Origin of the sequence: Paenibacillus tuaregi (assembly GCF_900086655.1) — a bacterium.
Classification (GTDB): domain Bacteria; phylum Bacillota; class Bacilli; order Paenibacillales; family Paenibacillaceae; genus Fontibacillus; species Fontibacillus tuaregi.
In genome coordinates, this window is record NZ_LT575476.1 from 3,455,653 (window position 1) to 3,481,571 (window position 25,919).

Below are 25,919 nucleotides of genomic sequence, written 5' to 3' on the forward strand. Positions count from 1 at the left end.
AGTGTCTATGATCTTGATTTGGCCAGCAAATATAGAAAATAGGGTGCACCGATAACCGCAACGACGACACCTACCGGTAAAGACGCGGAGCCGGCGATCCCCCGGGTCACAGCATCGGCCACAAGCATAAGCAGGGCTCCGCACAGCATGGATGCGGGAATGAGCAGCTGATGCTTGGGACCAACCAGCCGCCGGGCCAGATGCGGGCATATTAACCCTACAAATGAAATGGCGCCTCCCACAGCAACACAAGCCCCTGCAAGGGCAACCGCAAGCGCCATAATCCGAAAGCGTGCCCGGTTTATAGAGGTGCCGAGTCCCATGGCAGAAGAATCGCCCAGCGTCAGAATGTTGAGCACTCTAGCCTGATATAACGCATAAGGGATAAGAATTATGAGCCAAGGCAGGAACGCTGCAACATAGGTCCAATCCGTGCCGCGGATGCTTCCGGCCAGCCAGGTGTAAATCAACTGGTGGCTCTGCGGATCTAACCGCAGTGACAGCACCAGCGTAAGGGCGTTGATTCCGGCAGCCGTGCCGATTCCGCCAAGGACAAGACGCATGGCGGACATCCCCTGCCCCTTTTTATAGGCAAGAGAATAGATGAGCACGGCCGCAGCCGCAGCACCCGCTAGTGCCAAGACCGGCATCAGATAGACAGAACCAAGCAGCTCCTCGGGATAAAAATAAACAAAAACGAGTACAGCTAATCCGGCACCGGAATTGATCCCAAGGATCCCCGGTTCTGCCAAGGCATTCCCTGTAACCCCTTGAAGCAGGCAGCCAGAAAGCGCAAGCCCGGCTCCCACCAGAATGGAAATAATAATCTCTGGTAATCGGAATTCAAACAGAATCAATTCCTGCTTGGCCGTTCCGTGCCCGGCTACAGTACGGAATACTTCCGCTGGCGTAAGCCGGATCTGGCCTAAATTCATACTGATCAGAAACATCACTGCAATTAATACTGCAAAAACAGCCATCACCCACATGGCCCGGGTATGCCTGCGTGTCTCTCCCTGAGACAGCATCATCTTCTTCATCACAATCCCCTTCCTGACCGCCGGATATAATAGAAGAAGAAAGGGACGCCGATGAGGGCGATCACAGCACCAAGCGGAGTCTCATAAGCCGGATTTATCCACTGGCCGGCAACATCTGCAGTGATCACAAGAAGGCTGCCAAGCACAGCCGAGCAAGGAATGATCCATCGATAATCCACTCCCACAAGACCTCTGGCTACATGAGGAACCACCAAACCGACGAAGGCGATCATACCGGCTACAGCAACGCTGGCTCCCGCTAGAACCATCACGATGAGCAGGGCCGCCGCCCTCACCCACCCTGTCCGCAGGCCAAGCCCTGAGGCGACTTCATCTCCCAAATTCAGGAGTGTGATCTGGCGTGAAAGAAGCAGCGCAGCGATCAGAGCCGCAATGGACCATGGATACATCATGTCAAGCTGGGTCCATTTCACTCCCCCAAGTCCCCCCGCATACCAGAAAGAAAGCTCCAGTCCAATATTGAAATATACAGCAATGCCTGTGCTTAAGGCGACAAACAACGCGCTGACAGCTGCTCCTGCCATAGTCAGGTGGAATGGGGTTAATCCCCCTTTTGCCATCGCTCCGATCCCATACACCATTCCGCCAGCGGCAGCTGCCCCGGCAAAGGAACAGAATAGAAGCCCTGCTGAATGCAGGGTTGGAACAAAAGCAAAAATTAGGGCAATCGCAAAGCCGGCACCCGCATTGAGCCCCAGAAGTCCGGAATCCGCAAGCGGGTTGCGGGTCATCCCCTGCATTAAGGCGCCTGCCACAGCTAATGAAGCCCCAACCAGGATGCCTGTCATTGCCCGGGGAATCCTCAGTTCACGGATAACTTGGTGAAGCTGCGATTCCGGGTTGAAATGGGTAACCGCCTGCCAGACGGTCTCCAGTGGAATATGTACTGAGCCGGTTGCGATCGACACAAAGGTTAACACCGTGAGAGCAGCCAGTCCTCCGAGCAGGACCATGCCTGCGATCCAAGGCCGGCTGTTCTTCTGCAGCTCGGATAAAGCCGAATCTTTTGCTGAAATTGACAATTCTATCATTCCTTTTAGCGTATGCAAGAACTTGCTGTCGTGCACAACGCTGGCAGCTTATAAAGTCTACAGTTCATTTTATTGATAATGATTCTCATAGTCAACAATTTATCTGGGATAACCCTTACAAACGTCCATACAAATTGGACTTATGGATAATATGATGTGTATTATCCCAGGGAGAGGAGTTGTTCAACAATGGCATTGCAACCTTCCAACTGTCAAGGTCCAAAACCGATCGCAGGAGACCGCAAGGTGATCTATGAAGATGTGTATCAGCCTAAACCCGTACCGGTACTTCATGAGATTGAAGTGGTAGAGCGCATTCACCTTGTACCGGTTCCAATCCATCATTATGTGGTCAAGAGAAGAGTAGAACACTGCGGTTACGATTGCTGACCGAATTAAAGAGCAGCCTGTTCAGGACTGAATGGCTGCTCTCGCTCTCTCAAAGCTATTAAATCTTTCTTCCGATAATGACCAGATCCCTCAACACTCCATCCAAATTCGCCACCTCAGGCAAATGCCCCCACTGTTCAAATCCGAACTTCTTCAAGAGAGCCAGGCTTGGCTCGTTGTGGGCAAAAACAAACCCGACAAGGCGGGACAAGGACAATCGGGGGGATTCCTCAATCGCCTTCTGAATCAGGATTTTCCCAATTCCCTGCCCCCGGTACTCTTCAGCAATATATATGCTGATTTCAGCTGTACCGTTATAGGCAGGCCGGCCATAAAACGATTGAAAGCTGAGCCAGGCCGCAGTCTCCCCATGAATTCGAAGCACCCAAAGCGGCCGAAAATCCGGAGAATGCTCATGGAACCACGGAACCCGGCTTTCCACGGTGACCGGGTCCAGATCCGCGGTAACCTGTCTGCCGGCAACCGTTGAATTATAGATTTCCACGATCCGTACAAGATCGCTTAATTGAGCATCTTCTATTGAATATGAAGCTGTAGACATGATGCGCCTCCGGTAAGGTTATTTTGAAAGAAGCCTCGTTCAATAAAATTATTATACCTTGATATTGTGGATGGTAAAGAGCGCAAACCGTGTGTGATATGGGGATTACAGGAAATCTTTTTTGCCCTAAGGAAAAATTTTGTTGTACACGCATAATTATTGCTGTATGCTAATATTGTGGTTGTAACAAAATACATACGTGTTTTTTTGCCCTTAATGTTTCCTTAAGGAAACATATATGCAGATAGGAAACCTGCTTGGCTACCTAGTTACTTTAAATCCAAAGGAGATGAAGAACAAAATGAACAAATCTACTTCCCCACGCCAAAAGAGATCTGCCGGGCCCAAACTCATAGCCCTGGCGCTGCTGATCAGTCTGACTGCTCTTGTCTCAGGCTGCGGCAAGGACTCCGCTTCCTCTTCGCCGGATACCAGGAAGCTGAAAATCACCGCCACCACCGGTATGATAGCGGATCTTGCGAAGGAAATTGGTGGCCCGCATGTGCAGGTTACCGGTCTAATGTCCGCTGGCGTGGACCCGCATCTCTACAAAGCTTCCCAAGGCGATATCCGCAAGCTTGATCAGGCTGACATCATTCTATACAACGGACTTCATCTGGAAGGAAAAATGGTTGAAATCTTTGAAAACATGGCAAAGAAGAAAACCACAGTGGCCGTGTCTGATCCCATTGACCGGTCACTGCTCCGATCTGGCGCGCTCATGAACACCGAGTATGATCCCCACATCTGGTTTGATGTCAGTCTATGGATGAAAGCGGCTGGTACGGTGCGGGACACGCTGATTCAGAAGGATCAGACCCATGCAGAGGATTACAAAAAGAACGCTGACCGCTATTTAAGCGAGCTGAATGCGCTTCACAAAGAGATAAGCGAAAAAATCAGCACAATTCCTGAGTCAAGCCGGGTTTTAGTAACTGCTCATGACGCATTCGGTTATTTCGGGGACGCCTATCATCTTAAGGTGATGGGGCTACAAGGAATCAGCACCGCTTCCGAAGCCGGCACCAAAGATGTAACCGACCTAAGGGACTTCCTGGTGGAGAACAAAATTAAAGCTGTATTCATCGAATCCAGCGTGCCCCGCAAGGCGATCGATGCCGTAATTCAAGGGGCCAGGGAAAAAGGACATGAGATTAAGATCGGCGGAGAGCTGTTCTCCGACGCCATGGGTAAAGAAGGTTCCCCGGAAGGAACGTATATTGGCATGGTCAGACATAATGTGGAGACCATGGTCAGCGCATTAAAATAATCTTCTTTTATAGTAAGGAGGGTTCCAACAATGAATCATAGTCCGCTTGAAATTCGCGGCCTGTCGGCTGCTTATCAGAAGAAACCGGTGCTCCGGGACATCAGCTTCACCGCACCTGAAGGCAGCCTGATCGGAATTATCGGTCCGAACGGGGCAGGTAAATCCACGTTGATCAAAGCTGTGCTGGGTCTTATTCCCCGCCTGTCGGGTGACGTGACCATCTATGGGAAGCCCTATGCTCAGCAGCGCAAGATTATCGGATACGTTCCCCAACGGGAATCGATTGACTGGGACTTTCCCACAAGCGCGCTGGATGTGGTCATGATGGGCCGGTACGGCCATTTAGGCTGGTTCCGGCGTCCAGGTGGGCAGGAAAGGCGGATGGCCATGGAGTGCCTTGCCAAGGTCGGCATGTCCGATTATGCCGGCCGGCAGATCAGCCAGCTGTCCGGTGGTCAGCAGCAGCGGGTATTTCTGGCGCGGGCTCTGGCCCAGGATGCCAGCCTGTATTTTATGGATGAGCCTTTTGTCGGGGTAGATGCCGCCACGGAGAAAGCGATCATCACCCTGCTAAATGAACTTAAGCAACAGGGCAAGACCGTGCTTGTGGTTCACCATGACTTGAACACGGTAAAGGAATATTTCGATTGGGTTGTTCTGCTGAATGTGCAGCTTGTCGCCTCTGGATCTGTGGACAGCACATTTACCGCTGACAATCTGCAGCGTACTTATGGCGGGCGATTGGCCATTCTTGAGCGGGACGCGCATAGCGAATTAATTAACCAAACTTAAGAAGCAAGGAGGATGAACAAGGTGCCCGATTGGTTCATTATTTTTCTAGACCCAAATGCCAGGTGGATTCTCCTCGGATGCATGCTGCTCGGGTTCAGCAGCGGAATCATAGGCAGCTTCTCCTACCTGCGCAAACAATCGCTTATGGGGGACGCCCTAGCCCACGCCGCACTGCCGGGGGTGTGCATCGCATTCATGCTGAGCGGCTCCAAGTCCATAGGGTTGTTCCTGATTGGTGCGGCAGCCGCAGGCTTCATCGCTACCTTCGGCATCGGGTACATTACCAGACATACGCGGATTAAGCAGGATAGCGCACTCGCCATCGTACTCTCGGTATTCTTTGGTTTAGGCACGGTCCTCCTGACCCATATTCAACACAGCGGGAACAGCAATCAGAGTGGACTAGATAAATTCCTATTCGGTCAGGCTGCCTCCTTGGTTGGGGATGATGTCATGGTCATGTCAGTAACTTCCCTGCTGCTCGCAGGGATATGCACCCTGCTGTATAAGGAATTTAAGCTGCTCAGCTTCGATCCGGGGTTCGCCCGTGGACTGGGTTACCCCGTGGCCTTCCTGGACCAGCTCATGATGTTCCTTATGGTCGTTGTGGTGGTGGTCGGCATTCAGGCCGTTGGCATCGTATTAATGGCGGCTCTTCTGATTACCCCTGCCGTATCGGCAAGATACTGGACCGAGAAGCTCGGTGTTATGGTGGTACTCGCCGGTCTATTCGGGGCACTCAGCGGTATGGCAGGCACCTTCATCAGCGCTAATGGCAGCAACCTGCCTACAGGTCCGTTAACGGTGCTTGCTTCTACTGCCGTATTCCTAGTCTCCTTAGGTTTTGCACCGGGAAGAGGACTAGTATCGAAGCTGCTCATCCACAGAACCGCCAGGCGAAGATACACCCAACAGCTTGCGTCCACAGCAGGGTACGAGCTGGAGCGGAAGGAGAAAGCCCTATGAGCGATTTATGGATTATTGTTACAGGCGCGCTTGTAGCCAGTGCGTGTGGGATTGTGGGCTGCTTCCTGGTTCTTCGTAAAATGGCCATGATCGGGGATGCAATCAGTCACTCTGTGCTGCCTGGGATTGTAATCGCATTTCTGGTCAGCGGATCGAGGGATTCGTTGTTCATGCTGCTGGGGGCCGCAGGCATAGGTCTGGTCACCGTCCTGCTGATCCAGCTCATCCATCAAAGCGGATTGCAGTCGGATGCCTCCATCGGAGTTGTGTTCACAGCACTCTTCGCCATCGGCATTATATTGGTAAGCGTCTACACAAGGGATATTGATCTGGATTTGGACTGTGTGCTTTATGGGGAAATTGCTTATATTCCGTGGAATACCCTACAACTTGGCAGTTTGGACATGGGTCCGAAAGCGGTCTGGGGAATTGGGCTTGCCTTGCTGTTAAGCGTGGCACTCATTGGCATCTTCTACAAACAGTTCAAACTTACATCCTTCGACCCGACATTTGCAGCGGCGGTTGGCATTCCTGTGGCGCTGTTCCACTACCTTTTAATGAGCCTGGTCTCCGTCACCACTGTGGCCTCCTTTGAAAGCGTGGGCGCCATACTTGTCGTCGGCATGCTGGTTGTCCCACCTGCAACGGCTTATCTTCTGACCGACAGGCTTGGGCGGATGATGATCTACAGTGTGGTCATTGGGTGTATAAGCTCGGCTGCCGGCTATTATGCTGCCCAGTTTCTGGATGCATCCATTGCTGGGAGCATGGTCAGCACCGCTGGGTTCCTGTTTGTGATAGCCCTTCTCTTCTCCCCTCGGCATGGCGTGCTTCTTCGCAAATGGAAGCAGCGAAGAATACTAGCTGATGCAGCAGCCGAGCCTTTTGTCTAACAAGTTCGGTCAGCCCCTGCCCTGCCCAGTCATTTGGCCCGCTTGGATCGCATAGCTGGGAGCAGGGACGGCTTGCCTTCCCCTGGTTGGGTGAACTCGCGGTATTGCTCTGTCTCCATTCCATATATTGCAATCCTGCCCTGCTCATCATAGTGGATACCCCACCCGTATTTCTTCGGCAGCTGGGAGGCTCTTAGGCACGCATGCGGCTTCTTGAACAGCTCAGCACGAATTTCATCCGCATGACTGCTTACATAATCTTCAGGCAGCTCTTTATGACGGATATGAATTTCGTAGAGCAAATCCTCTTCAGTGAACTTATAAGGGTTTTTTGACAAAAGCTCGTACTCAATCTCATAAGCCGTCTTCTTCGCCCTGCCTGAGACCGGAACTACACTTGTTTCAACCGGACAGTCTTCCGCTATATAAATGAACGTATTTGTATAGCTCATGCTCCATCCAACCTTTCTTTTCCGAATTGGTACTTACCCTATTATATACCAGTCCGCACTTTTGCAAGCGGGGGTAAAGACCGTCTCGAGGGTGTCTTACACCCGCTCAGAAACGAAAGTGGTCAAGGGCAGAAAATCCGCTCGTTGTCTGCGGGCGAACTACATGACATGACCTTTCACGAACGGCTTTGGCAATCTGCCGAGAGGAGCAATCCGCTATGTATAGACGTAAATGATGACTTAACGGTTTCTTTTTGTGTTTCTATTGGGGACGCACGAAGCAGCGGAGAGAACGAAGCATTTCTGGAAAAGCGGTAGCGGTCGCCTTTGTCCCCGATATATCTTCCTTTAAGAAGGAGTTCAGGATATTCGGGGACAACAGCGATTGGAGGAAATCTTCGTTCCGCAGCGTCCTTAGAACAGACAAAGGGGCCTCCCTAAGTAAAATGACTTTAGGGACAGCCCCTTTCTATAAATATAATGAATCAGTTCAAGGTCAACTCGTGAACCGGGTTGATTCTCCAGATTTCTGACGCGTACTGTTCTATCGTACAATCGCTGGAGAATTTGCCGGAGTGGGCAATATTCATAATTGATTTGCTGAGCCACTCCCTCGGATTCCTGTAAGCAGCATCTATTCTCTGGTGAGCTTCGGCATAAGGGGCGAAATCCTTAAGCACAAAGTATTCATCATTATGATTCAGAATAGAATCATACAAGGTCTCAAATTCTCTTGGTGATGTGCAGAAAGGACCTTCATCCACCAGTTGGTCCAATACCCTGTGAATACGCTCATCACTCAAATAAATGCCTCTGGCGTCATACCCACCATACTGATAATAATTGAGCACTTGATCCGAATGGAGGCCAAAGATGAACATATTATCATCCCCAAGCATTTCATGCATCTCCACATTGGCTCCGTCCAGCGTGCCAATCGTTACAGCCCCGTTCATCATAAACTTCATATTCCCTGTACCGGATGCTTCCTTGGAAGCAGTGGAGATCTGTTCACTGATATCTGCCGCCGGAATAATCTTCTCGGCCAAGGATACCGAATAATTCTCCAAGAATACCACCTTCAGCTTATCTCGAACATCAGGGTCCCGGTTAACGGTATCGGCCACGGTATTAATCAGCTTAATGATCCGCTTGGCCAGATAATAACTTGGTGCGGCTTTGGCTCCAAATATAAATGTTCGTGGAACCAGATCATAGTTAGGGTTCAGCTTAAGCTGATTATATAAGTGCATAATATGAAAAATATTCATCAGCTGCCTCTTGTAACCATGCAGACGCTTCACTTGAACATCGAAGATCGAATTCGAGTCCACGCGAATTCCGTTTTTCTCTTCAATATATGCCGCCAGCTTAAGTTTATTCTGATGCTTGATCAGGTGGATTCTATCCTGGAAGCCGGAGTCATTCCGGTATTTCTCGATTTGGATCAGCTCACGCGGCTCCCTAATCCATCGGCTGCCAACAGACTCCGTAACCAGCTCAGCAAGTCCCGGATTCGCATGCATCAGCCAGCGGCGGTGTGTGATTCCGTTCGTTTTATTATTGAACCGGTCTGGATACAGCTCATAGAATAACCTCATTTCCCTTTTCTTCAGAATGTCGGTATGAAGAGCCGCAACCCCATTCACACTATGGCTTCCCGCGATGGCAAGATGGGCCATTCTGACCTGGTCTCCACCAATTATGGCAAGACGGTCAATCCGTTCCTGATCGTCCGGATTCTGTTCATGCAGCATCAGGCAGAAACGCCGGTTGATTTCTTCAATAATCATATAGATACGGGGCAGCAGTTCTCTGACCATGGTTGTTGGCCACTTTTCCAGAGCTTCGCTCAGCGTCGTATGGTTCGTGTAGGATACCGTCCGTACGGTAATATCCCATGCCTGTTCCCAGCCATAGCCTTTCTGATCCACCAAGATGCGCATCAGCTCCGGAATAATCAGCGTGGGATGTGTGTCATTAATATGCAGGGACACTTTCTCAGGCAGCCGATCGTAAGGAAGACCGAGCTTCTCAAAGGTTCTCAGTATACTCTGAAGTCCAGCCGAGCAAAGAAAATACTGCTGCTTCAATCTAAGCAGCTTGCCTTCATACTGGGAGTCATCCGGGTACAGGAATTCCGAGATTTGTTCAACTGAGCGGTTATAGTTCAGAAATTTATAATAATCATAGTGCTTGGAAGCCATTCCCCTGCTGCTGCCGAGCATGGCAGACTCCGCACTCCAGAGCCGCAGTGTATTGACATGATGGTGTCCGGCCCCGATCACAGGCACGTCGTAAGGTACGGCCAATACAGATTCGTAATCGTGTGTCTCGAATATCCAACGGCCATTCTCTTCATGCGCTTCCACCCGGCCCCAGAAACGGACTTCAACAGTCTTGTCCGCGCGTCTGACTTCCCACTCGTTTCCTTTCTGCAGCCAATAATCCGGAAGCTCCACCTGCTCCCCATCAATGATCTTCTGTTCGAACAATCCGTATTTGTAACGAATGCCGCATCCATGACCCGCATATTGCAGCGAAGCCAGGGAATCCATGAAGCAGGCGGCCAGACGGCCCAGCCCCCCGTTCCCCAGCCCGGCGTCGGCCTCCTGCTCCTCAATTTCTTCAAGACTCCAGCCCAGCTCCTGAAGGCCATCACGGACGATGTCCAGAATTCCAAGGTTCAGCAGATTGTTTCCCAAGAGGCGTCCAATTAGAAACTCCATGGAAAAATAGTAAACCTGCTTCTCTCCCCGCTGCTTATATTGGCGGTTCGTTGCCGCCCAATCCTTGCCTGCATACTCACGGATTAATCCGCTAAGTACCTTATATACGTCGGAGCTCGTCGCTTCTTCAAGTGGTGTCCCCAATTCTCCAATTAGACTGTCACTGAATACCTGCTTAAAGCTTTCCTTATCGGTGAACAAAATAAATCCTCCTGTCGGGCACTCTGTAAGTAATTAAAGTGTGCTGCTCTTGGCTATAACAAACGGTCTCCTCACATCTCCGACCAGCATACGGTCAGGCGGAAGATTCACGTCCTTATCCAGAATCACGTTCTCGATTACGGCGTTCTCGCCAATCTCACACTTCTGCATCACAATGGAGTTAGTAATTCTCGCACCCTTGTGCACCTTAACCCCTCTAAAGAGAATGCTGTTCTCCACAGTTCCCTCAATGACACATCCGTTAGCGACCAGCGAATTGTTAACAGCCGCGCTGTCGAGGTATTTTGTAGGTGCCTCATATTTTATTTTCGTATTTACAGGGCGTTCTTTGAATAGACTTGTGTAATTTTCCGGGCACAGAAGCTCAATACTGTTCTTATAGTAGCTTTCGACCGAGTTAATTACCGCATGATAACCCTTATACTCATAAGCGGCGATCTTAAGCTGCTTATGGTTACGTTGAATCGCATCCCTGAAAAAATAGCTGTCTCCATGGGCGATGCAGTATCTGACCTGCTCGAGAAAAAACTGCTTCTCCATAATGAACATTTCCATATACACGTTGGGATGGTCTTTCTCGTGATGTATATTGGTTACGTAGCCTTGACCATCCACTTCAAGTCTCAGACACGGATCATGCTCCGGCTCAAGCTGATCTACCTTTGTATAAATCAGCGTCACATCGGCCCCCATCTTGCGGTGATAATCATAGGCATCGCAGAAATCCACCTTGCTGATATGCTGACTTCCTGAGTGCAGAATGTACTTCGCCTTCCCCCGCTTGAAGAAATCCATATTGTTGCGTATATGCTGCAAATCGCCGTGGGAGGTATCGGAGGCATCGTTCCAGTCAGGAGGCAGAACGAATAGGCCACCTCTCTTGCGGTCCAATCCCCAAGGTCTGCCTTCACCCAAGTGATCCATCAGGGAACGGTATTTGCGCCGGACAAATACGGCGATATCCTGCATTTCCGCATTCACCATATTCGACAGCACGAAATCAATTAGACGGTATCTTCCGGCAAATGGAACTGCGGCGCCGCAGCGGAAATACGTCAGCTCGTTTAATAGATCCAGCTCATGATCAAGATTGATAACGCCCATTAATTCTGACATGCCTAGAACACCGCCTTTATTATAAATGATTTATTGGGATTGGAGTTTTTTGGTCGTCTGCTAAACCGGCTGTGCCTAATTCTTCGCTCGTAATCAACAGAATCTCATCGGAATCTTTGGGGTTCGGCTCAAGAACAGTACCCTCCGGGATAACCAGATTCTCATTAATAATCGCCTTGTGTATCCGGACGTTGTTCCCGATCTTCACATTAGGCATAATGACGGAGTCCGTAATCACACTGCCCGTTCCGACCTCCACCCCGTAGAACAGAACCGAATGGTCCACCAAGCCGTGTACAACACATCCTTCATTGATCATACTATTGGAGACCTCGGCCTCCGGTGCAATATACTGGGCGGGCTGGTTCGGGCTTCGGGTATAAATTCGCCAAGAGGGATCGTTCAGATCAAGAGGAGGCTCATCAGACAAGAGATCCATATTGCTCTGCCATAAGCTTTGTACGGTACCGACATCTCTCCAGTAGCCTTCAAAAGGATAAGCATAGAGAACCTTGCCGTTGCTTAACATCAGCGGAATAATATCTTTGCCAAAATCAAAGGAGGATTCCGGATTCCGTTCATCCTCGTAGAGATGCTTCTTCAGCACATCCCATTTGAATAAGTATATTCCCATGGATGCAAGCGTGCTCTTCGGGTGCTTCGGTTTCTCCTCAAACTCATAAATGCTCAGATCTTCGTTTGTATTCAAAATGCCGAACCTGCTGGCTTCCTCCGTGGTGACATTGATCACCGAAATGGTGCAGTCCGCATTCTTAGCCTTGTGGTACTCCAGCATGGCGTCATAGTCCATCTTATAAATATGATCACCGGATAGAATCAGCACGTGCTCGGGATTGTATTGTTCAATAAATTTCAGATTCCGGAAAATAGCATCTGCGGTGCCTCTATACCAACTGCTGCCATCTTCACGTTCATGGGGAGGAAGAACAAATACGCCGCCGTCTTTTCGTTCCATATCCCAATCACTGCCCACCCCAATATACGAGTGAAGCACTAATGGCTCATACTGGGTGAGTACACCCACCGTATCAATGCCTGAGTTCGAACAATTACTTAGAGGGAAATCAATAATTCTGTATGTTCCGCCGAAATAGACAGCAGGTTTCGCCAGGGTCTTGGTGAGCCCTTTGAGTCTTTTGCCCTGCCCGCCGGCCAGAAGCATGGCAACCACTTCTTTCTTGTTCATACAATAGCCTCCTCTACAATCCGGGTCCGGTCCAGACTTCCGGCAACGGTTATAAGAATATGAATATGCTCCTGGAGCCGTTTCTTAGGCCTCTTTCAGAAGATTAATATAAATAAAAGGTTAATCCGCCTCACAAACAATAGAACAGATTAACCTTACCGGAATCACTTAGCTCGGGGGCGAGTAAGTACTCCTATTCAAGATATATATAAACAAGATCCGCTTCTGATAATCCAGCTAGGTACCTAATAGAGCTTAAATAACTGGTTATACTCACAAATTATAGGGCACACCTTTGTATGAACAAGCAACTATAACGACATACCCGATTCGAGCTCTAGTCCAATAAAGACTCGGTCTCTTGGTTTCTTACCATTTGAAGCAAGCGTCTGATTTGCTCCGGTGTATTTCTCTCGAGTGACAGCTCTGGAAGCTGGTCCTCCGCAAAGTAACCCACTTCCGACGTTTCGATTCCTGATGCTGCTTCCCCACTAACCGCCTCACATAATATAAATATTTTGTAGACATGGTATGGTGATGGCGGATGGTGATGAAATTTCTTATCCAGTACACCAAGCAGCCGGACAGGTGCAACCTTCAGTCCCGCCTCTTCTTCCACTTCCTTAACAACGATTTCCTTCGGGGATAGACCAATATCCGCCCAGCCTCCCGGCAGAGCCCAGCCCCCATCGGTCTTCTCGCGTACTAATAGCACCTGATCTTCTTTCACGATGACCCCACGGATATCCACCTTGGGCGTTGCATACCCGGTTTCAGATGCGAACAGCTCCCTAATTACGGCTGGCTCTACGTCTGAGTATTCATTTAAAATCTCAATGCTTAACTCTCTTAATTGTTCAAACCGCTCCAGATCGTAAATATCTTTGGAATAGGCCAGTCCATTTTGACTGATTGCCTGGATCTGCTTCGCCCACTCAAGCCATCTTAAATCCATAAGAAACCTCCTAGTCCATTTTCCACAATTATACAGCACCAGACAGACAGGTCTCAAAAAAAGGACCGGATACTAAATCGTATCCAGTCATTGGGTTTACTTCGAATTATTCATTTATGGCACCATATATCTGCCATTCGTCTGCTGCTCAATTTCTTTGAGCTCTGTGGAGGTCTGGTTCAGGAGATCAGTAGTCTCCCCCTCTGCCCCTGCCCATTTCACTCCAATAAGATAACCTTGCTTGGTCACTGCCGAGAACAGCAAAGAGAAGCTCTCCGGCACAATTTCCCCACCATCATCGACTCTCCATGTTGTTATTGGATCATAATCGGCTACGTAGTCTTTAGTGACCAGCTTTGAAGCGGTCTTAAGAATGATCGAGGCGGTCACTTTATTGCCTTTTTTCTTGAACTCGGCCACGTAAACCTTATTGCCCTTCCCAAAATGGGCTATCTCCCAAATGTTCTTTAGCTTCAAGGACTTCAGCTTCTCCAGCTTCATCTTGACTGAAGGCTCCACTTTCGCCTTAATCTCATTCGTAACCGGAAGAACTGCTTTCACATTCACCTTTTTGCTGTTCACCAAATAATAGGTGTCGTTTGGAACCGCTTTGCCTCCTACAACCTGATAGATAACACCAGCCATATTATCGAAGTTCTTCGCCCATTCCCTGCCATCATTTTTGCTATTCGAGTCCTGCTTCCTCACATATTTAATAGTCAGTACTTTACCGCCATCCCCAATGGCTCTGTCCATCTTCGTATCAGTAGTATTTGAATAGAGGATCAGATATTTGCCGGTTTTGTCGGCAAAGCTGTATGTGTCTGGCAGCTTACTTGTGTCTAAAAATTGAGCTGCTGGGGCTTTCCTGGCCTGGGATGTCTTCCTTTGTTCTTTGGAACTCGATGCCAACCTGATCTTCCCGGAGCTTTCGTCCAGGCTTATGACGGTCGGAGTTTCGGATGTATCTTTGGAGATGTAAGCGCTGCTGGTTTGTTTGTTCTCCTCCCTAGGATCTGTGTGGTTTGCCGCTTCTGTATTACTGGTTTGATCTGTTTGTAGGTTATTGTCCTGTTGGGTACTCTGATTGCTTTGCTGTGCGGAATCCGTCACGCTGCCGCTGTTCTTGCCAGAGCATCCTCCAATGACCATGGCGGTCAGGAGCACCAGTAGCAATTTTTTCATTAACACAGCCTCCCTATGTTCGTTATCCAATTTCTTAAACGTAGAGACGGCAAATATGTTTCAAAAATTACCAAAAAGCCCAGCAGAATGATTCATGATTTCATTTCCCTAAGCGATTTATTAATTGAGATAGCTGCCATGACCCCATCTCCCATAGCTACCGTGACCTGCTCGGCATGAACACCAAGATCACCGGCCACCCACAAATGGTCAACCCGGGTCATTCGTGTGCGGGGGTCTGCCTCTACATGCCGGTTATGGTAGAGATCAGCGCCAAGTGATTCAGCCAATTCAGAATGAACATGATTACCACCAAATGAGATAAATCCCCGTTCCACCGGGACCAGATCCTTATTCTCCAGCAGCACACCCTGAATCCTTCCTTCCTCCTCAAGCACCCGGTAAATAGGTGACTCTATATACTTAATGCCTTTATGCCTCATGGCTGCCAGCAGCTCAGATTTTACCGGAGCCCGTTCGTGGTTGATATAGACCATCGTCCGGGCGCGTTCCGATAACAGCAGAGCCATGTTCGCCCCGCTGTCTCCGGAGCCCATCGTCACCGTGCTGGTATTCTGTATTTCAAAGCCGTCGCAATCCGGGCATACGTATACAGATTTGCCCAGCGTCGGTACAAGTCCCGGAAGATCAGGGAAACGGTCCATCAGCCCTGTTGCCAGCAGGAGCGTACGCGCCTCATAAGCCGCTCCCCCTTGTCCCTTAAGACAGAACAAGCCCCCCGTCTTGTTCGCTTCTGTAATGGTATCCTTCGTAAATTTAACCCCAGCGAGGGCTGCTTGAGCACGGCCTCTCTGGCGCAGCTCGGCTCCCGATATTCCCTCCGGCCATCCAAGAATATTATGATAACTTAAGCACAGGCTCGACCGTCCGCGGCCCGCGTCAATGACAAGGATACTGTGGGCGGAATACCGCCCCAGCTGAATAGCGGCTTGAAGACCCGCTATTCCTCCTCCGACAATAATACAGTCGTAGGTCACTCCCTTTCCTCCTGTCTCTAATGAAGCAGCAATGTGCTGTAGTTACAAACTTATATTTAAACATTCCAGGTAAATTCAAACTCCTGTTCTATCCAATCGTTTTTGAGCTTCTTCAGCTTTTCAAATTACCTTTGATTCATTCGTCGAACTATCTGCCTGCACGGTGCTAAGATCATGTATAATGAATTATCATCGTCAAAAAGTGACACTTTTTATACTTAAGAATATGATTACAGGCGGGATTTAATTTTGAAATTTCTAAGTAAAAAGGGGATTACTCTTCGCTTCAGCATCAGTGTGCTTGTAATTTCAGCGGTAGTGCTTACTATGATCATTGAAATTATCTCTGCCATTCAGGTGAATCGTTCCTCCTTAATCTCAAGCTATCTGCAAAATAATGATCAATACGCAAGAAAACTTGCAGCCAATACAGGCAATCTGCTAACGACCATGAGGCAGAACCTGATTGCCATAACCGCCATTCTTAAACGCGGCTCTTATTCCAACTCGGCTCTTCTGGATGATTTGTTCCAGGAGAACCGCCAGTATTTCAACTCGATCTTTATAGCAAATGAGGATCGAGTGATTCAGGCCACGAGCCCCAACACATCCGGGGTTCACCAAGGGGATAAACTGACATCCGAGGTGAGCAAGCGTGCGATAAAGGCTAAGGCTCCCTTCATTTCAGAACCTTACCTAAGCAAATCAGGGCGTTATATTATTCTGGTGTCGGCGCCTATCTTTAATTCCAAAGGCGTATATAAGGGTTTTGTTGGCGGAACGATCTATCTTGAGGAGAAGAATGTGCTGAACACCCTTCTTGAAGAGCATTTCTTCGGAAACGGTTCTTATGTATTTGTTGTGGAGAAGACCGGTCATATCATTTTCCACCCGGACAAGAACCGTGTGGGGCAAGCCGTCAGCAAGAATCATGTTGTTCAAAAAGTCCTCAAAGGGAATTATGGTTCCGAAAGAGTGACCAATTCCAAGCAGCATGATTTCTTCGCGGGTTATGCATTCGACCCTATCAGCTCATGGGGGATCGTAGCTCAGACCCCGGTCTCTGTCATTGACGGGCCTCTGTCCGATCTAATCCGCAGGATGCTGTCCCAATCTATGATCTTCCTCATCCCCATCCTGCTCGTAGGCTGGTGGATGGCAAGCCGGATTGCCAAGCCTTTGCATATGCTGGCTAACTATTCGGAAGAAGCGACCATTAATCTGGATAAGAGCAGGGAACTTCCTGAAATCAGGTCCAGCTATTATGAAGTCCGTCTGTTATACCGCAGTGTTAGAATTGCCTTTCATAACTTTAACGAAGATATGAATCAGCTAAGGGACGAGGTACATGTAGACGGACTAACCGGGCTATCTAACCGCAAAGCCTTTGACAAAGTCATGACTAAGTGGATCAGCAATCATGTGCCATATTCTCTAGTTCTTCTGGATATCGACCATTTCAAGCAAGTGAATGATACTTACGGTCATTTGATCGGGGATGAAGTGCTTAGATTCCTCTCAAGGCTCATGGAGGAGGTAAGCGGGGAAGATAGTCACGTATTCCGCTACGGAGGAGAGGAATTCGCAATTCTCGTGAAGCATGAGGAGACATCCCATGCGTTAAGAACAGCGGAACGGGTCAGGAAGATCCTTGCCACAACGGAAAGTCCAACCGGCGAGGCCATTACCATCTCGGCCGGGATTGCAACTTTCCCAGACCATGCGCTGGATGCTCATGAGCTGATCCGGCAAGCGGACCGGGCGCTCTATCAGTCTAAATTAGACGGCCGGAACCGGACAACGGTGAGTGACGGGGATTAACCCGGCCGAGGTTCGTAACGTATTCAACACAAAAAGCCTGGATAATCAGGCTTTTTGTGTTGAATGGGGTGTCTATTCTTTTGAATCGTAGAAGATATGATCGGCTTCTATTCCACTCTCACTAATCTTAAGAATACCCACTGAATAACGGGGCTCTCTCCGTTTATCCGCAGCCGAACCGGGGTTGAATAACAAGACCCCGTTCTCTTCCTTCAAGTAAGGCTGGTGGGAATGACCGAATAGGATGGCATCCACCTGCTCTCCCTTAAAGGATAACCAGGCCCGCTCTTGCGTGGTCCGCCCCGTATAGGGAGTATGCCCGTGCACCAGACCGATTCGGTATTGACCCAAGCTGAGGATTTTGCGGTGGCCAAACCGCCCGATAATCTCCTCTGGATCATTATTGCCCGCAATGCCTTCAACAGGCGCCAGAGCGGCAAGCTGTTCATACACATCCATCGTGACCCAGTCCCCAAGATGAAGAATGAGATCCGCCCCCCGGAAGGCTTCGATTAATGCGGAAGGAAGCCGCTTGGCCGATCTTGGCATGTGTGTATCAGATACCACGCCCACGATCATGGAAATCCCCTCCTATCTTAATGGCGATGCAGCCATCCGAATGTAGGTATGACGACGGCCGCGGATTGCAATCGATAGAGCCTGGATGTTCTCTGGAACAGCAATTCCTCCAAAGCCCGCGTCCCCAATATGGAAAATATCCGCCCCGGCCCGCTTGGCGCTAAGCGCAATCTCCCGGATGGTCGCCTCATCCGCGCCCTCCTGGCTGGTTCCGATCGCGGCCAGTGTTAGAGCACCTTTGTCTTTGACAGCGGTGATGATCTTCGCAAGCTCCTTCTCACGAAGTCCTGGAACGGTACCCGGAGCAGGCAGCAGGATAACGTCTGCCCCGGCTTCTACAAACCGGAGCGAAGCATCCAGGTCCGTTACCCTTCCCTTCGTCCCCGCACCATGCATTTTACCCGCAATGATCAGGCCGCCGAAATGTTCCTTAGCCAGCCGGATAGCTCCTTCAATCTGTGTATTCGTAACCCCTGTCTTCGGGTTCCCAGTGAGGCAGATGAAGTCAAAGCCCAGATCCTTAGCCTTCGTCAGAGATTTGGCGGTAGCTCTTCTCCCCTCCGGCAGCTTGAAAAGGGATTCCACCGCGTCCGCCTTGTCGTCCACCGGCTCCAGATTCAAACCGATGGGGAGGCCGGTCATCGATTTAAGTTTCCCCACAATGTCCTCGTCAGGACCGGCCTCCACATCCGCATCCGGATGGAAGGAGTTACCGGGCACCACACCTTTCACCTGCGGATGGAACACATCAAACAGATTAAGCAGGATCATATCCGCCCCAAAAGCTTTGGACAGCTCCGCATTTGATATTTCCGGAAGCAGGGACAAGGTTACCACATTCTCGGAAATAATCGTTCTTCCTTCCGTTGCGATAATGGACTGCTTCAACTGTTCCCGGTTCATTTGGCGGAAGTCAGAGGCCCGGCAATCCAGGATTCTTTTCATACGACAATCACCTCAATTTCCAGATTTACTAACTTATTTCATGTTATCACACCGTTCCCTGGGGAACAAAACACCAGAACGGCAGGTATCTCCTTGAATGTCATACTTGGAAATACCCGCCGCGCAAGTAAGGTTAGCTGTCTAATAAATATACCCTTGACTCATAGGGACGCAAAGTGAGCTTATTCACGTTCTCATTAGAAGAGGGTTTGTAATTTGAAATTAGCAGCTTGGCACCCTCTGGGTTGATCTCCCTCGGCCATTCAAAAACCGGCTGCTTATCGAAGAAATTGAGAATGACCAGGAGACGCTCATCCTCACATGTCCGGGTGTAGGCATAGATTTCGGGGTCCAGCGGGAGCAGCAGCTTGTACTCTCCGTAAACGATCACTTTATATTTTTTCCGGAGGGCGATGAGCTCCTTATAGTAATTATAAATGGAATTCGGGTCCTTCTGGGCAGCTGCCACGTTGACTTCCATATAATTGGAATTCACGTTAATCCATGGTTGAGCCTTGGAGAAACCGGCATTTTCGCTATTATCCCACTGCATGGGAGTCCGGGCGTTATCCCGGCTCTTCTTGCGAATCGCCTTCATAATGCTCTCCTCCGGCATCCCTTTCTCCCGCATGTCATGGTAGAAATTCAGCGTCTCTACATCCCGGTAATCCTCAATAGAGGCAAACGACGGGTTGGTCATGCCAATTTCCTGCCCTTGGAAGATATAAGGCGTCCCTTCGAGAGTCAGAAGAAAGGTCGCAAGCATCTTGGCGGATTCAACCCGATAGTTCAAATCATTGCCGAACCGGGAGACTGAGCGGGGCTGATCATGGTTCTCCAGATAGTTGGCATTCCAGCCCTGATTATGGAGCACCGTCTGCCATTCACTCATCACTTTCTTCAGCTCAAGCAAGTTCCATGGCTTGATATTCCATTTGCCGCTGCCGGGTGACTCGGCATCCAAATACATGTGTTCAAATTGAAAGACCATGTTCAGTTCGCGCCGGGTGTCACCCACATAGTCAAGCGCTTGGTGCGGGCCTAGCCCCGACGTTTCTCCAACCGTCATAATGTCGTAATGAAACAGCACCTGGTCATGAAGATTCTGAAGCAGCGTATGCACCTTGTCCAGATTTGAAAATAATTGATACGCCCTGACAGTAGGCAGCCGGTTCGGGTTATCCGCATCAGGCAGACCTTGGGCCTTCACAATATGCGCAATCGCATCAAATCTGAAGCCGTCCACCCCTTTCTTCAGCCACCAATGGATCATATCGTGGAGCTCATCCACAACAGCCTGATTGTCCCAGTTCAGATCCGGCTGCTGCTTTGCATACAAATGCAAATAATAACTGTCGGTTGTGGAGTCATACTCCCATACGGAGCCGCTGAAATAGGACTCCCAGTTGTTCGGGGGGCCTCCGTTCTTTCCTTTGCGCCAAATATAATAATCCCGTTTGGGATTATCCTCTGACGATTTCGATTCAATAAACCAGGGATGCTCGTTCGAAGTATGATTAAGAACCAGGTCCATCATAATTTTCATCCCTCGGCTGTGAGCCTCACGCAGGAGCCGGTCGAAATCTTCCATCGTGCCGTATTCCGGCTGAATATCACAATAGTCGCTGATATCATAACCATTATCGTGGTTAGGTGATTTATAAATGGGGCACAGCCAGATCACATCTACTCCGAGATCCTTCAAGTAGTCCAGCTTGGATGTGACTCCCCGCAGATCCCCTATACCATCTCCGCTCGCATCCTTAAAGCTGATCGGATAAATTTGATATACAACACTTTCTTTCCACCACTTCGGGTTCATCTCACACAGCCTCCTTTATCTATCTAACACAGTACCCTGTCCTATACTTTTAAACAGGGGAACGTCTGGTAACAACGTGAATTGTATAAATAGCCTTTACATTTCTTCATCTTTGTATAATAATCAGATCTGGTTCAGGCAACTGTAACCACTCCGGTATCAATTTATTTTCAGAAAGGAAAGGTGAAGGGCTCATGGATAAAACAATTATTAACAACCCGGCGCCTTCGCTGCAGCTATCGCGTTCCCGAAGGTTATGGACAGCGGTAATTTTAGGGTCATTATCCGCATTCGGACCGTTATCCATCGATATGTATCTGCCTTCACTGCCGCGGCTCGCGACAGATTTACATACCACAGCGTCTCTGACCCAGCTGACCTTAACCGCATTTCTGCTTGGGCTTGCACTCGGACAGCTGGTTGTTGGACCGCTTAGCGATATTAAGGGAAGACGTTCCCCTCTCTTGATCTCCTTAGGGGTTTATTCTGTATCATCCATATTATGTGTCTTTGCTCCCAGTATTGGTGTACTTATCGGTCTAAGATTGATTCAAGGGGTGTCGGGCGCAGCGGGAGTTGTTCTGTCCCGGGCCATTGTCAGGGACTTATATTCGGGGACAGAGCTTACCAAGTTCTTTTCCCTGCTCATGTTAATTAACGGGGCGGCCCCAATTCTCGCGCCAATAATAGGAGGGCAACTGCTCCGCATTTTCCCTTGGCGAGGGGTGTTTGTCGTGTTATTTGCGGTTGGGGTCATCATGCTGATCGCCGTCTATTTCGGGCTGCCCGAGACCCATCCGAAGCACCGGAGAGCCACCGGAGGCATTCGCCAGACCTTCTCCACCTTCGGCAGACTGCTCAGAGACCGGGTATTCATGGGATATACAATTGCCCAAGGCCTCGTATCGGCAGCCATGTTCGGTTACATCTCCGGCTCCCCGTTTGTCATGCAGGAGGTATTTGGCGTATCGCCTCAAATGTACAGCGTCATCTTCGCAGTCAACGGCATCGGCATTATTGCGGCCAGTCAGCTGACCGGACGTTTGGCCGGACGAATTTCCGAAGAGAAGCTGCTCGTCTGTGGCCTCAGTCTGGCCGCTGCCGCATCCGTCATCCTGCTGCTGGATATTACTTATCTTCAGCAGCTGCTGTCGGTGCTGATCCCCCTATTCTTCGTTGTAGCCTCTGTCGGGATTGTCGGCACCACCAGCTTTCCGCTCGCCATGAAGGAACAGGGTGATTCCGCCGGCAGTGCCTCGGCGCTGCTTGGGCTGCTGCCCTTCGTGCTGGGCGCGGCCTGCGCGCCTCTGGTTGGCATTGGAGGCAGCCATACCGCGGTCCCGATGGGCATTGTAATCGCCGCAGCGGATGTATGCGCAATCGGATTTTATTATGTGCTTGTCCGCCGGGCGGGGCACCGCTCCAAGCTGTAACGGAAACAAAGAAGAAGCGCCGGATATGCTCCTGGCGCTTCTTCTTTGTTTATTTTAAATCATATGACCGGGGTTAAGATGGCTTCACATTCTTAAATAAAGGGCGGAAGTATAGATCATAAGCTTTATCCGCAATTTCATCTGGTGTATAACCGCGGGATTTCCGAAGGTAGATATAACAATCCGGCTCTAACAAGAACAAGAACGCATTCACCACAAAACAGGTATCACATGGACCGATCTCGTTAGCTGCCGCAGCCTGATTTAACAACTGGCTCAAGGTTCCAAAGATGAACACGTACGGATGAGATTCAGAGAACTCAAAACCCATTCTCTGTAGCTTGTGGCAGCTCTCATCCAGAGCGCCAATCCAGACCATGGCATCCTCTACAAACCGGACCCACTTCAAAATAACCTGTCCGATCCGCTCTTCGGTGGACCGGGAAGGCTCCTCGATTCCACGCCGGATATCCTCCTTGATCACGCACAGCTTCTCCTCAATGAGATTAAGGCAGATGTCCCCAATGCTTGCATACCTTCTATATAAGGTGCCCTGCCCGATCCCTGATGCCTTGGCGATCTGATGCATGCTTACCTTGTCAACGCCGCGCTGTTCAATAAGCTGTCTCGCGTTCTTCAAAATTAATTCATTGATTTCCAGGGAGCCTCTACTCTCTTCATGAAGCGGCATATACATAGTTCTCCTTCTAAGCAGGTATGATATGGATAGATGCCATCCATATGAACAGAACATCTATATATTGTAACCCTTACCCCTATGAAGGATCAATCCCTCCACCGGACCGGCATCCCTCTTACTTCTCCTGAGGAATAGCACTTCGACGAATGAACAGGGCCAGGATGAAGGCGGCTACTGTAAGAATTGCCCCAACCCAAAATGCGCTGTGTACTCCTGAGGTCATCGCCTCTGCGATCTGCTTGGGATTGGTAGGATCTTTCACTCCGCTGAGATAGCGGGCTTGGCCTGAGGACATGATGCTGATGAAGAGCGCAGTCCCAACAGCGCCGGCCACCTGCTGAATCGTATTCATAATCGCGGTTCCATGCGGATACAGATGACGCGGCAGCTGGTTAAGCCCTGTGGTCTGGGCCGGCATAATCACCATGGAAAGCCCGATCATGAGTGCAATATGAAGCAGAATGATCACATATATCTCTGTCGATGTAGAGACTTGGGTGAACAGCCAGAGGGTGATCACCATGATCACAATCCCTGGGATGACCAAGGCTCTAGGCCCGAATTTATCGAACAGACGCCCCGTAATCGGTGACATCAATCCATTAATGATGCCTCCTGGTAGGAGAATCAGACCAACGGTGGAAGCCGTCAGCGCAAGTCCGCTGATCATAAACATGGGCAGAAGAGTCAAGGTGGAGAACAGGGTCATCATCAGGATGACCATCAGAATGACGGCCAGCGAGAACATCGGATATTTAAAGGAACGGATATCCAGCACCGGTTCTGCCAGCTTCAGCTGTCTTAGAACAAACAGCAGCAGACCAATGAAACCTGCAACAAGGCAGATGATAACCAAGCTGCTGGACCAGCCGATCTCAGGATCTCCCGCACTGCTGAATCCATACACAATGCCTCCGAATCCGATCGTAGAGAGCAGAATGGACAGCAGATCTACTTTGGGCCGTGTAACCTCAGACACATTCCGCAGATAAATGAAAGCAAAAATGATCGAAAATACCGCAAGCGGCACAACCGAGAAGAATAGCCATCTCCAGCTAAGCGAATCCAGGATAAGGCCGGCCAGCGTTGGACCGGTTGCCGGCGCGAACATAATGACCAGTCCTATCGTTCCCATGGCCGCTCCACGTTTCTCAGGCGGGTAAATGGTCAGAATCGTATTCATCATGACCGGCAGCAGCAGGCCTGTGCCGAGCGCCTGAACCAGACGCGCAATCAGCAGAACGGTGAAATTTGGTGACAAGCCCGCGATCAAGGTTCCGACTAGGAACAAGCCCATCGCACTGATAAAAATCTGTCTAGTGGTAAACCACTGAATAAGCAGCGCCGTAACAGGCACAAGAATTCCGATTAACAGCATGTAGCCCGTGGTGAGCCATTGAATTGTAGAGTAAGGAACCTTTAGTTCCTTCGTCAGCTCGGTTAATGCTACCCCGAGCAGCGTTTCATTAAGCAGGGCAAGGAATGCCCCGATCATCATCGAAATGACAATGGGCAGCCGCTTTATATTCTCTATGGGTGCGGCACCAACCGCTGCACTTCCTGTATTCATTGTTATTCCTCCCTATGTATCTCTATTTAGGAAAATCTCCGCAGTATGGTTATCTTCGGAACTCGTCCGCCTCCTTCTTGGGAAAAAGTAAGAGATTTAATTCCGTGTCGCGGACAATTGTCCGCACGATGTATATTAGCAGACAATTGTCCGCAACGTCAATGTAAACAATAAATATAGTGGTTTATGGCAGTTTATTGTGTGTATAAGAAACAAGCCGCCCTCGTCTCCGAGAGCGGCGTAGTTATCTTCTTTTCTATTGATTTATAGTCCTTATTTATCCCAAGGCTCCGCACCTTCAGCCTCAAGCTCCCCGACAAGCTCTTCACACAGCTTATGGGTAAGCAGCGCATCCCTTGCCGAAGGTGAAGGGCCTCTTCCCTCTCTCACTGCGGACAGGAACTCTTCAATCACCTGATCAAATCCTCTGCGGTACAGATTAGGGTCCCAGTCGTTAAAGCCCCGGTGCTTCTCTTCTCCACCAGAGTACTCGATGGTTGTGTTTAAATTTTTGACAACCCGCTTATCCCCTGGACTCATAACCTCCAGAATCTCCTCCACGATTCCATTGTCCCGGTTCATAATGCCAATGCAGCTGAAGTCGTCCCCATCAAGCTGAAGCTGGACATGATACAGCTTGCCTTCCTGGATCCGGGCGGATACCCGGGTTCTCTTAATCTCACCGGGCGCCAGAAAACGCAAAGTATCCACAACATGAATAAAATCATCCAGTACAAACCGTCTCGCCACATCTGGGTGGTGAAGGCGGTTCTTCTGTAAAAGGACCAGCCCCGGCTCCTTCAGCTCCTTCTTAACCTGAGCGTACATCGGCGCAAATCTGCGGTTGAACCCGACCATTAGAATTCGCCCGGTCTGCTCGGAGAGCTCCACAATCCGGCGGGACTCTTCATAGGTGTATGCAATCGGCTTGTCCACATAAACATGAATTCCCGCCAGAAGAAGCTTCTCCACGATTGCAGGATGGGAATCTGTGGAGGTATGTACAAAGGCAGCATCTACCTTTGAAGCAATAAGCTCATCCACCGTGGTTACGCATTCCCCTACCCGGTATTTCGAGCTAAGCTTATGCAGAGTCTCCTCATTCCGGGTACAGAACACAAGCTCAATATCCCCGCGGGCCGTGATTACAGGCAGGTATGCTTTCTGAGCAATACCCCCAAGTCCGACGATACCGATTCTCATAGATTTAATCCTCCAAT

The 25,919-nt window shown here is 49.7% G+C and carries 23 protein-coding genes; 7 read left to right on the forward strand and 16 right to left on the reverse strand.

Features of this window, described 5'->3' with window-relative positions; genetic code table 11:
- Positions 1-5: 5 nt before the first annotated feature.
- Both BN6628_RS15425 and BN6628_RS15430 read right to left on the reverse strand, forming a co-directional pair.
- The gene (locus BN6628_RS15425; protein ID WP_068618901.1) at positions 6-1,040 is read right to left on the reverse strand and encodes a FecCD family ABC transporter permease; all 1,035 of its coding nucleotides are present in this window, start codon (positions 1,038-1,040) and stop codon (positions 6-8) included.
- Positions 1,040-2,092, reverse strand: a complete 1,053-nt coding sequence (locus tag BN6628_RS15430; RefSeq protein WP_068618903.1) for a FecCD family ABC transporter permease — start codon at positions 2,090-2,092, stop codon at positions 1,040-1,042. Before BN6628_RS15430 ends, BN6628_RS15425 begins: the two co-directional genes overlap by 1 nt.
- Positions 2,093-2,281: 189 nt before the next feature.
- On the opposite strand from BN6628_RS15430, the gene BN6628_RS15435 reads away from it, so the two are divergent.
- Complete coding sequence (locus BN6628_RS15435) at positions 2,282-2,482, forward strand: hypothetical protein (RefSeq protein WP_068618906.1); 201 nt, start codon at positions 2,282-2,284, stop codon at positions 2,480-2,482.
- Positions 2,483-2,540: 58 nt separating this feature from the next.
- On the opposite strand, the gene BN6628_RS15440 is transcribed toward BN6628_RS15435, so the two are convergent.
- Positions 2,541-3,044 (reverse strand): GNAT family N-acetyltransferase, encoded by a 504-nt coding sequence (locus BN6628_RS15440; RefSeq protein WP_068618908.1) that lies wholly within the window; start codon positions 3,042-3,044, stop codon positions 2,541-2,543.
- A 301-nt stretch (positions 3,045-3,345) separates the two neighbouring features.
- On the opposite strand from BN6628_RS15440, the gene BN6628_RS15445 reads away from it, so the two are divergent.
- From BN6628_RS15445 to BN6628_RS15460, 4 genes are all read left to right on the forward strand, one after another.
- A complete protein-coding gene (locus tag BN6628_RS15445) occupies positions 3,346-4,314 on the forward strand; it encodes a metal ABC transporter solute-binding protein, Zn/Mn family (protein ID WP_068618910.1) in 969 nt (322 codons plus the stop codon).
- Between the two features lie 30 nt (positions 4,315-4,344).
- Complete coding sequence (locus BN6628_RS15450; RefSeq protein WP_068618912.1) at positions 4,345-5,106, forward strand: metal ABC transporter ATP-binding protein; 762 nt, start codon at positions 4,345-4,347, stop codon at positions 5,104-5,106.
- A gap of 81 nt (positions 5,107-5,187) precedes the next feature.
- Complete coding sequence (locus BN6628_RS15455; protein ID WP_392397664.1) at positions 5,188-6,072, forward strand: metal ABC transporter permease; 885 nt, start codon at positions 5,188-5,190, stop codon at positions 6,070-6,072.
- On the forward strand, positions 6,069-6,965 hold the full coding sequence (locus BN6628_RS15460) for a metal ABC transporter permease (RefSeq protein ID WP_068618917.1): 897 nt from the start codon (positions 6,069-6,071) through the stop codon (positions 6,963-6,965). The genes BN6628_RS15455 and BN6628_RS15460 overlap by 4 nt, the downstream gene beginning before the upstream one ends.
- A gap of 29 nt (positions 6,966-6,994) precedes the next feature.
- Here BN6628_RS15460 and BN6628_RS15465 read toward each other — a convergent pair whose 3' ends face one another.
- The 7 genes from BN6628_RS15465 to BN6628_RS15495 all read right to left on the reverse strand — a co-directional run bounded on the left by BN6628_RS15465 (position 6,995) and on the right by BN6628_RS15495 (position 15,829).
- Positions 6,995-7,417, reverse strand: a complete 423-nt coding sequence (locus tag BN6628_RS15465) for a DUF6157 family protein (protein WP_068618919.1) — start codon at positions 7,415-7,417, stop codon at positions 6,995-6,997.
- Positions 7,418-7,902: 485 nt separating this feature from the next.
- A complete protein-coding gene (locus tag BN6628_RS15470) occupies positions 7,903-10,347 on the reverse strand; it encodes a glycogen/starch/alpha-glucan phosphorylase (protein ID WP_068618921.1) in 2,445 nt (814 codons plus the stop codon).
- Between the two features lie 33 nt (positions 10,348-10,380).
- Positions 10,381-11,484: a glucose-1-phosphate adenylyltransferase subunit GlgD gene (gene glgD / locus BN6628_RS15475; protein ID WP_068618923.1), complete on the reverse strand. Its 1,104-nt coding sequence runs from the start codon at positions 11,482-11,484 to the stop codon at positions 10,381-10,383.
- Between the two features lie 19 nt (positions 11,485-11,503).
- Positions 11,504-12,691, reverse strand: a complete 1,188-nt coding sequence (locus BN6628_RS15480; RefSeq protein ID WP_068618925.1) for a glucose-1-phosphate adenylyltransferase — start codon at positions 12,689-12,691, stop codon at positions 11,504-11,506.
- 337 nt (positions 12,692-13,028) lie between these two features.
- The gene (locus BN6628_RS15485; protein WP_068618927.1) at positions 13,029-13,646 is read right to left on the reverse strand and encodes an NUDIX hydrolase; all 618 of its coding nucleotides are present in this window, start codon (positions 13,644-13,646) and stop codon (positions 13,029-13,031) included.
- Positions 13,647-13,760: 114 nt separating this feature from the next.
- A complete protein-coding gene (locus BN6628_RS15490) occupies positions 13,761-14,831 on the reverse strand; it encodes a putative periplasmic lipoprotein (protein WP_068618928.1) in 1,071 nt (356 codons plus the stop codon).
- Between the two features lie 92 nt (positions 14,832-14,923).
- The gene (locus BN6628_RS15495; protein ID WP_068618930.1) at positions 14,924-15,829 is read right to left on the reverse strand and encodes an NAD(P)/FAD-dependent oxidoreductase; all 906 of its coding nucleotides are present in this window, start codon (positions 15,827-15,829) and stop codon (positions 14,924-14,926) included.
- A 249-nt stretch (positions 15,830-16,078) separates the two neighbouring features.
- On the opposite strand from BN6628_RS15495, the gene BN6628_RS15500 reads away from it, so the two are divergent.
- Entirely contained in the window at positions 16,079-17,650 is a 1,572-nt protein-coding gene (locus BN6628_RS15500) for a sensor domain-containing diguanylate cyclase (protein WP_068618932.1), read from the forward strand.
- 72 nt (positions 17,651-17,722) lie between these two features.
- Here the strand turns inward: BN6628_RS15500 and BN6628_RS15505 are convergent, their stop codons facing one another.
- The 3 genes from BN6628_RS15505 to BN6628_RS15515 all read right to left on the reverse strand — a co-directional run bounded on the left by BN6628_RS15505 (position 17,723) and on the right by BN6628_RS15515 (position 20,996).
- Positions 17,723-18,229, reverse strand: a complete 507-nt coding sequence (locus BN6628_RS15505; protein ID WP_068618938.1) for a metallophosphoesterase family protein — start codon at positions 18,227-18,229, stop codon at positions 17,723-17,725.
- A gap of 12 nt (positions 18,230-18,241) precedes the next feature.
- Positions 18,242-19,174 (reverse strand): DUF7916 family protein, encoded by a 933-nt coding sequence (locus BN6628_RS15510; protein WP_068618940.1) that lies wholly within the window; start codon positions 19,172-19,174, stop codon positions 18,242-18,244.
- 133 nt (positions 19,175-19,307) lie between these two features.
- The gene (locus BN6628_RS15515; RefSeq protein ID WP_068618942.1) at positions 19,308-20,996 is read right to left on the reverse strand and encodes a glycoside hydrolase family 13 protein; all 1,689 of its coding nucleotides are present in this window, start codon (positions 20,994-20,996) and stop codon (positions 19,308-19,310) included.
- A gap of 194 nt (positions 20,997-21,190) precedes the next feature.
- Here BN6628_RS15515 and BN6628_RS15520 point away from each other — a divergent pair, with 194 nt between their 5' ends.
- On the forward strand, positions 21,191-22,429 hold the full coding sequence (locus tag BN6628_RS15520) for a multidrug effflux MFS transporter (protein WP_068618944.1): 1,239 nt from the start codon (positions 21,191-21,193) through the stop codon (positions 22,427-22,429).
- Positions 22,430-22,502: 73 nt separating this feature from the next.
- Here the strand turns inward: BN6628_RS15520 and BN6628_RS15525 are convergent, their stop codons facing one another.
- The 3 genes from BN6628_RS15525 to BN6628_RS15535 all read right to left on the reverse strand — a co-directional run bounded on the left by BN6628_RS15525 (position 22,503) and on the right by BN6628_RS15535 (position 25,902).
- On the reverse strand, positions 22,503-23,120 hold the full coding sequence (locus BN6628_RS15525) for a TetR/AcrR family transcriptional regulator (protein WP_068618946.1): 618 nt from the start codon (positions 23,118-23,120) through the stop codon (positions 22,503-22,505).
- Positions 23,121-23,244: 124 nt separating this feature from the next.
- Positions 23,245-24,699 (reverse strand): MDR family MFS transporter, encoded by a 1,455-nt coding sequence (locus BN6628_RS15530; RefSeq protein WP_068618948.1) that lies wholly within the window; start codon positions 24,697-24,699, stop codon positions 23,245-23,247.
- A 273-nt stretch (positions 24,700-24,972) separates the two neighbouring features.
- Positions 24,973-25,902 carry a Gfo/Idh/MocA family protein gene (locus BN6628_RS15535; RefSeq protein WP_068618950.1) on the reverse strand — a complete coding sequence of 310 codons (930 nt, stop codon included), beginning with the start codon at positions 25,900-25,902 and terminating at the stop codon, positions 24,973-24,975.
- Positions 25,903-25,919: the final 17 nt, after the last annotated feature.

Coding starts and splice junctions, on each gene's coding strand:
- BN6628_RS15480 (WP_068618925.1), bottom strand. CDS start 12,691: ATGAACAAGAAAGAAGTGGTTGCCATGCTTCTGGCCGGCGGGCAGGGC.
- BN6628_RS15465 (WP_068618919.1), bottom strand. CDS start 7,417: ATGAGCTATACAAATACGTTCATTTATATAGCGGAAGACTGTCCGGTT.
- BN6628_RS15515 (WP_068618942.1), bottom strand. CDS start 20,996: ATGAACCCGAAGTGGTGGAAAGAAAGTGTTGTATATCAAATTTATCCG.
- BN6628_RS15455 (WP_392397664.1), top strand. CDS start 5,188: ATGCTGCTCGGGTTCAGCAGCGGAATCATAGGCAGCTTCTCCTACCTG.
- glgD (WP_068618923.1), bottom strand. CDS start 11,484: ATGTCAGAATTAATGGGCGTTATCAATCTTGATCATGAGCTGGATCTA.
- BN6628_RS15450 (WP_068618912.1), top strand. CDS start 4,345: ATGAATCATAGTCCGCTTGAAATTCGCGGCCTGTCGGCTGCTTATCAG.
- BN6628_RS15440 (WP_068618908.1), bottom strand. CDS start 3,044: ATGTCTACAGCTTCATATTCAATAGAAGATGCTCAATTAAGCGATCTT.
- BN6628_RS15535 (WP_068618950.1), bottom strand. CDS start 25,902: ATGAGAATCGGTATCGTCGGACTTGGGGGTATTGCTCAGAAAGCATAC.
- BN6628_RS15430 (WP_068618903.1), bottom strand. CDS start 2,092: ATGATAGAATTGTCAATTTCAGCAAAAGATTCGGCTTTATCCGAGCTG.
- BN6628_RS15485 (WP_068618927.1), bottom strand. CDS start 13,646: ATGGATTTAAGATGGCTTGAGTGGGCGAAGCAGATCCAGGCAATCAGT.
- BN6628_RS15445 (WP_068618910.1), top strand. CDS start 3,346: ATGAACAAATCTACTTCCCCACGCCAAAAGAGATCTGCCGGGCCCAAA.
- BN6628_RS15520 (WP_068618944.1), top strand. CDS start 21,191: ATGGATAAAACAATTATTAACAACCCGGCGCCTTCGCTGCAGCTATCG.
- BN6628_RS15530 (WP_068618948.1), bottom strand. CDS start 24,699: ATGAATACAGGAAGTGCAGCGGTTGGTGCCGCACCCATAGAGAATATA.
- BN6628_RS15460 (WP_068618917.1), top strand. CDS start 6,069: ATGAGCGATTTATGGATTATTGTTACAGGCGCGCTTGTAGCCAGTGCG.
- BN6628_RS15435 (WP_068618906.1), top strand. CDS start 2,282: ATGGCATTGCAACCTTCCAACTGTCAAGGTCCAAAACCGATCGCAGGA.
- BN6628_RS15425 (WP_068618901.1), bottom strand. CDS start 1,040: ATGAAGAAGATGATGCTGTCTCAGGGAGAGACACGCAGGCATACCCGG.
- BN6628_RS15510 (WP_068618940.1), bottom strand. CDS start 19,174: ATGAAAAGAATCCTGGATTGCCGGGCCTCTGACTTCCGCCAAATGAAC.
- BN6628_RS15490 (WP_068618928.1), bottom strand. CDS start 14,831: ATGAAAAAATTGCTACTGGTGCTCCTGACCGCCATGGTCATTGGAGGA.
- BN6628_RS15505 (WP_068618938.1), bottom strand. CDS start 18,229: ATGATCGTGGGCGTGGTATCTGATACACACATGCCAAGATCGGCCAAG.
- BN6628_RS15525 (WP_068618946.1), bottom strand. CDS start 23,120: ATGCCGCTTCATGAAGAGAGTAGAGGCTCCCTGGAAATCAATGAATTA.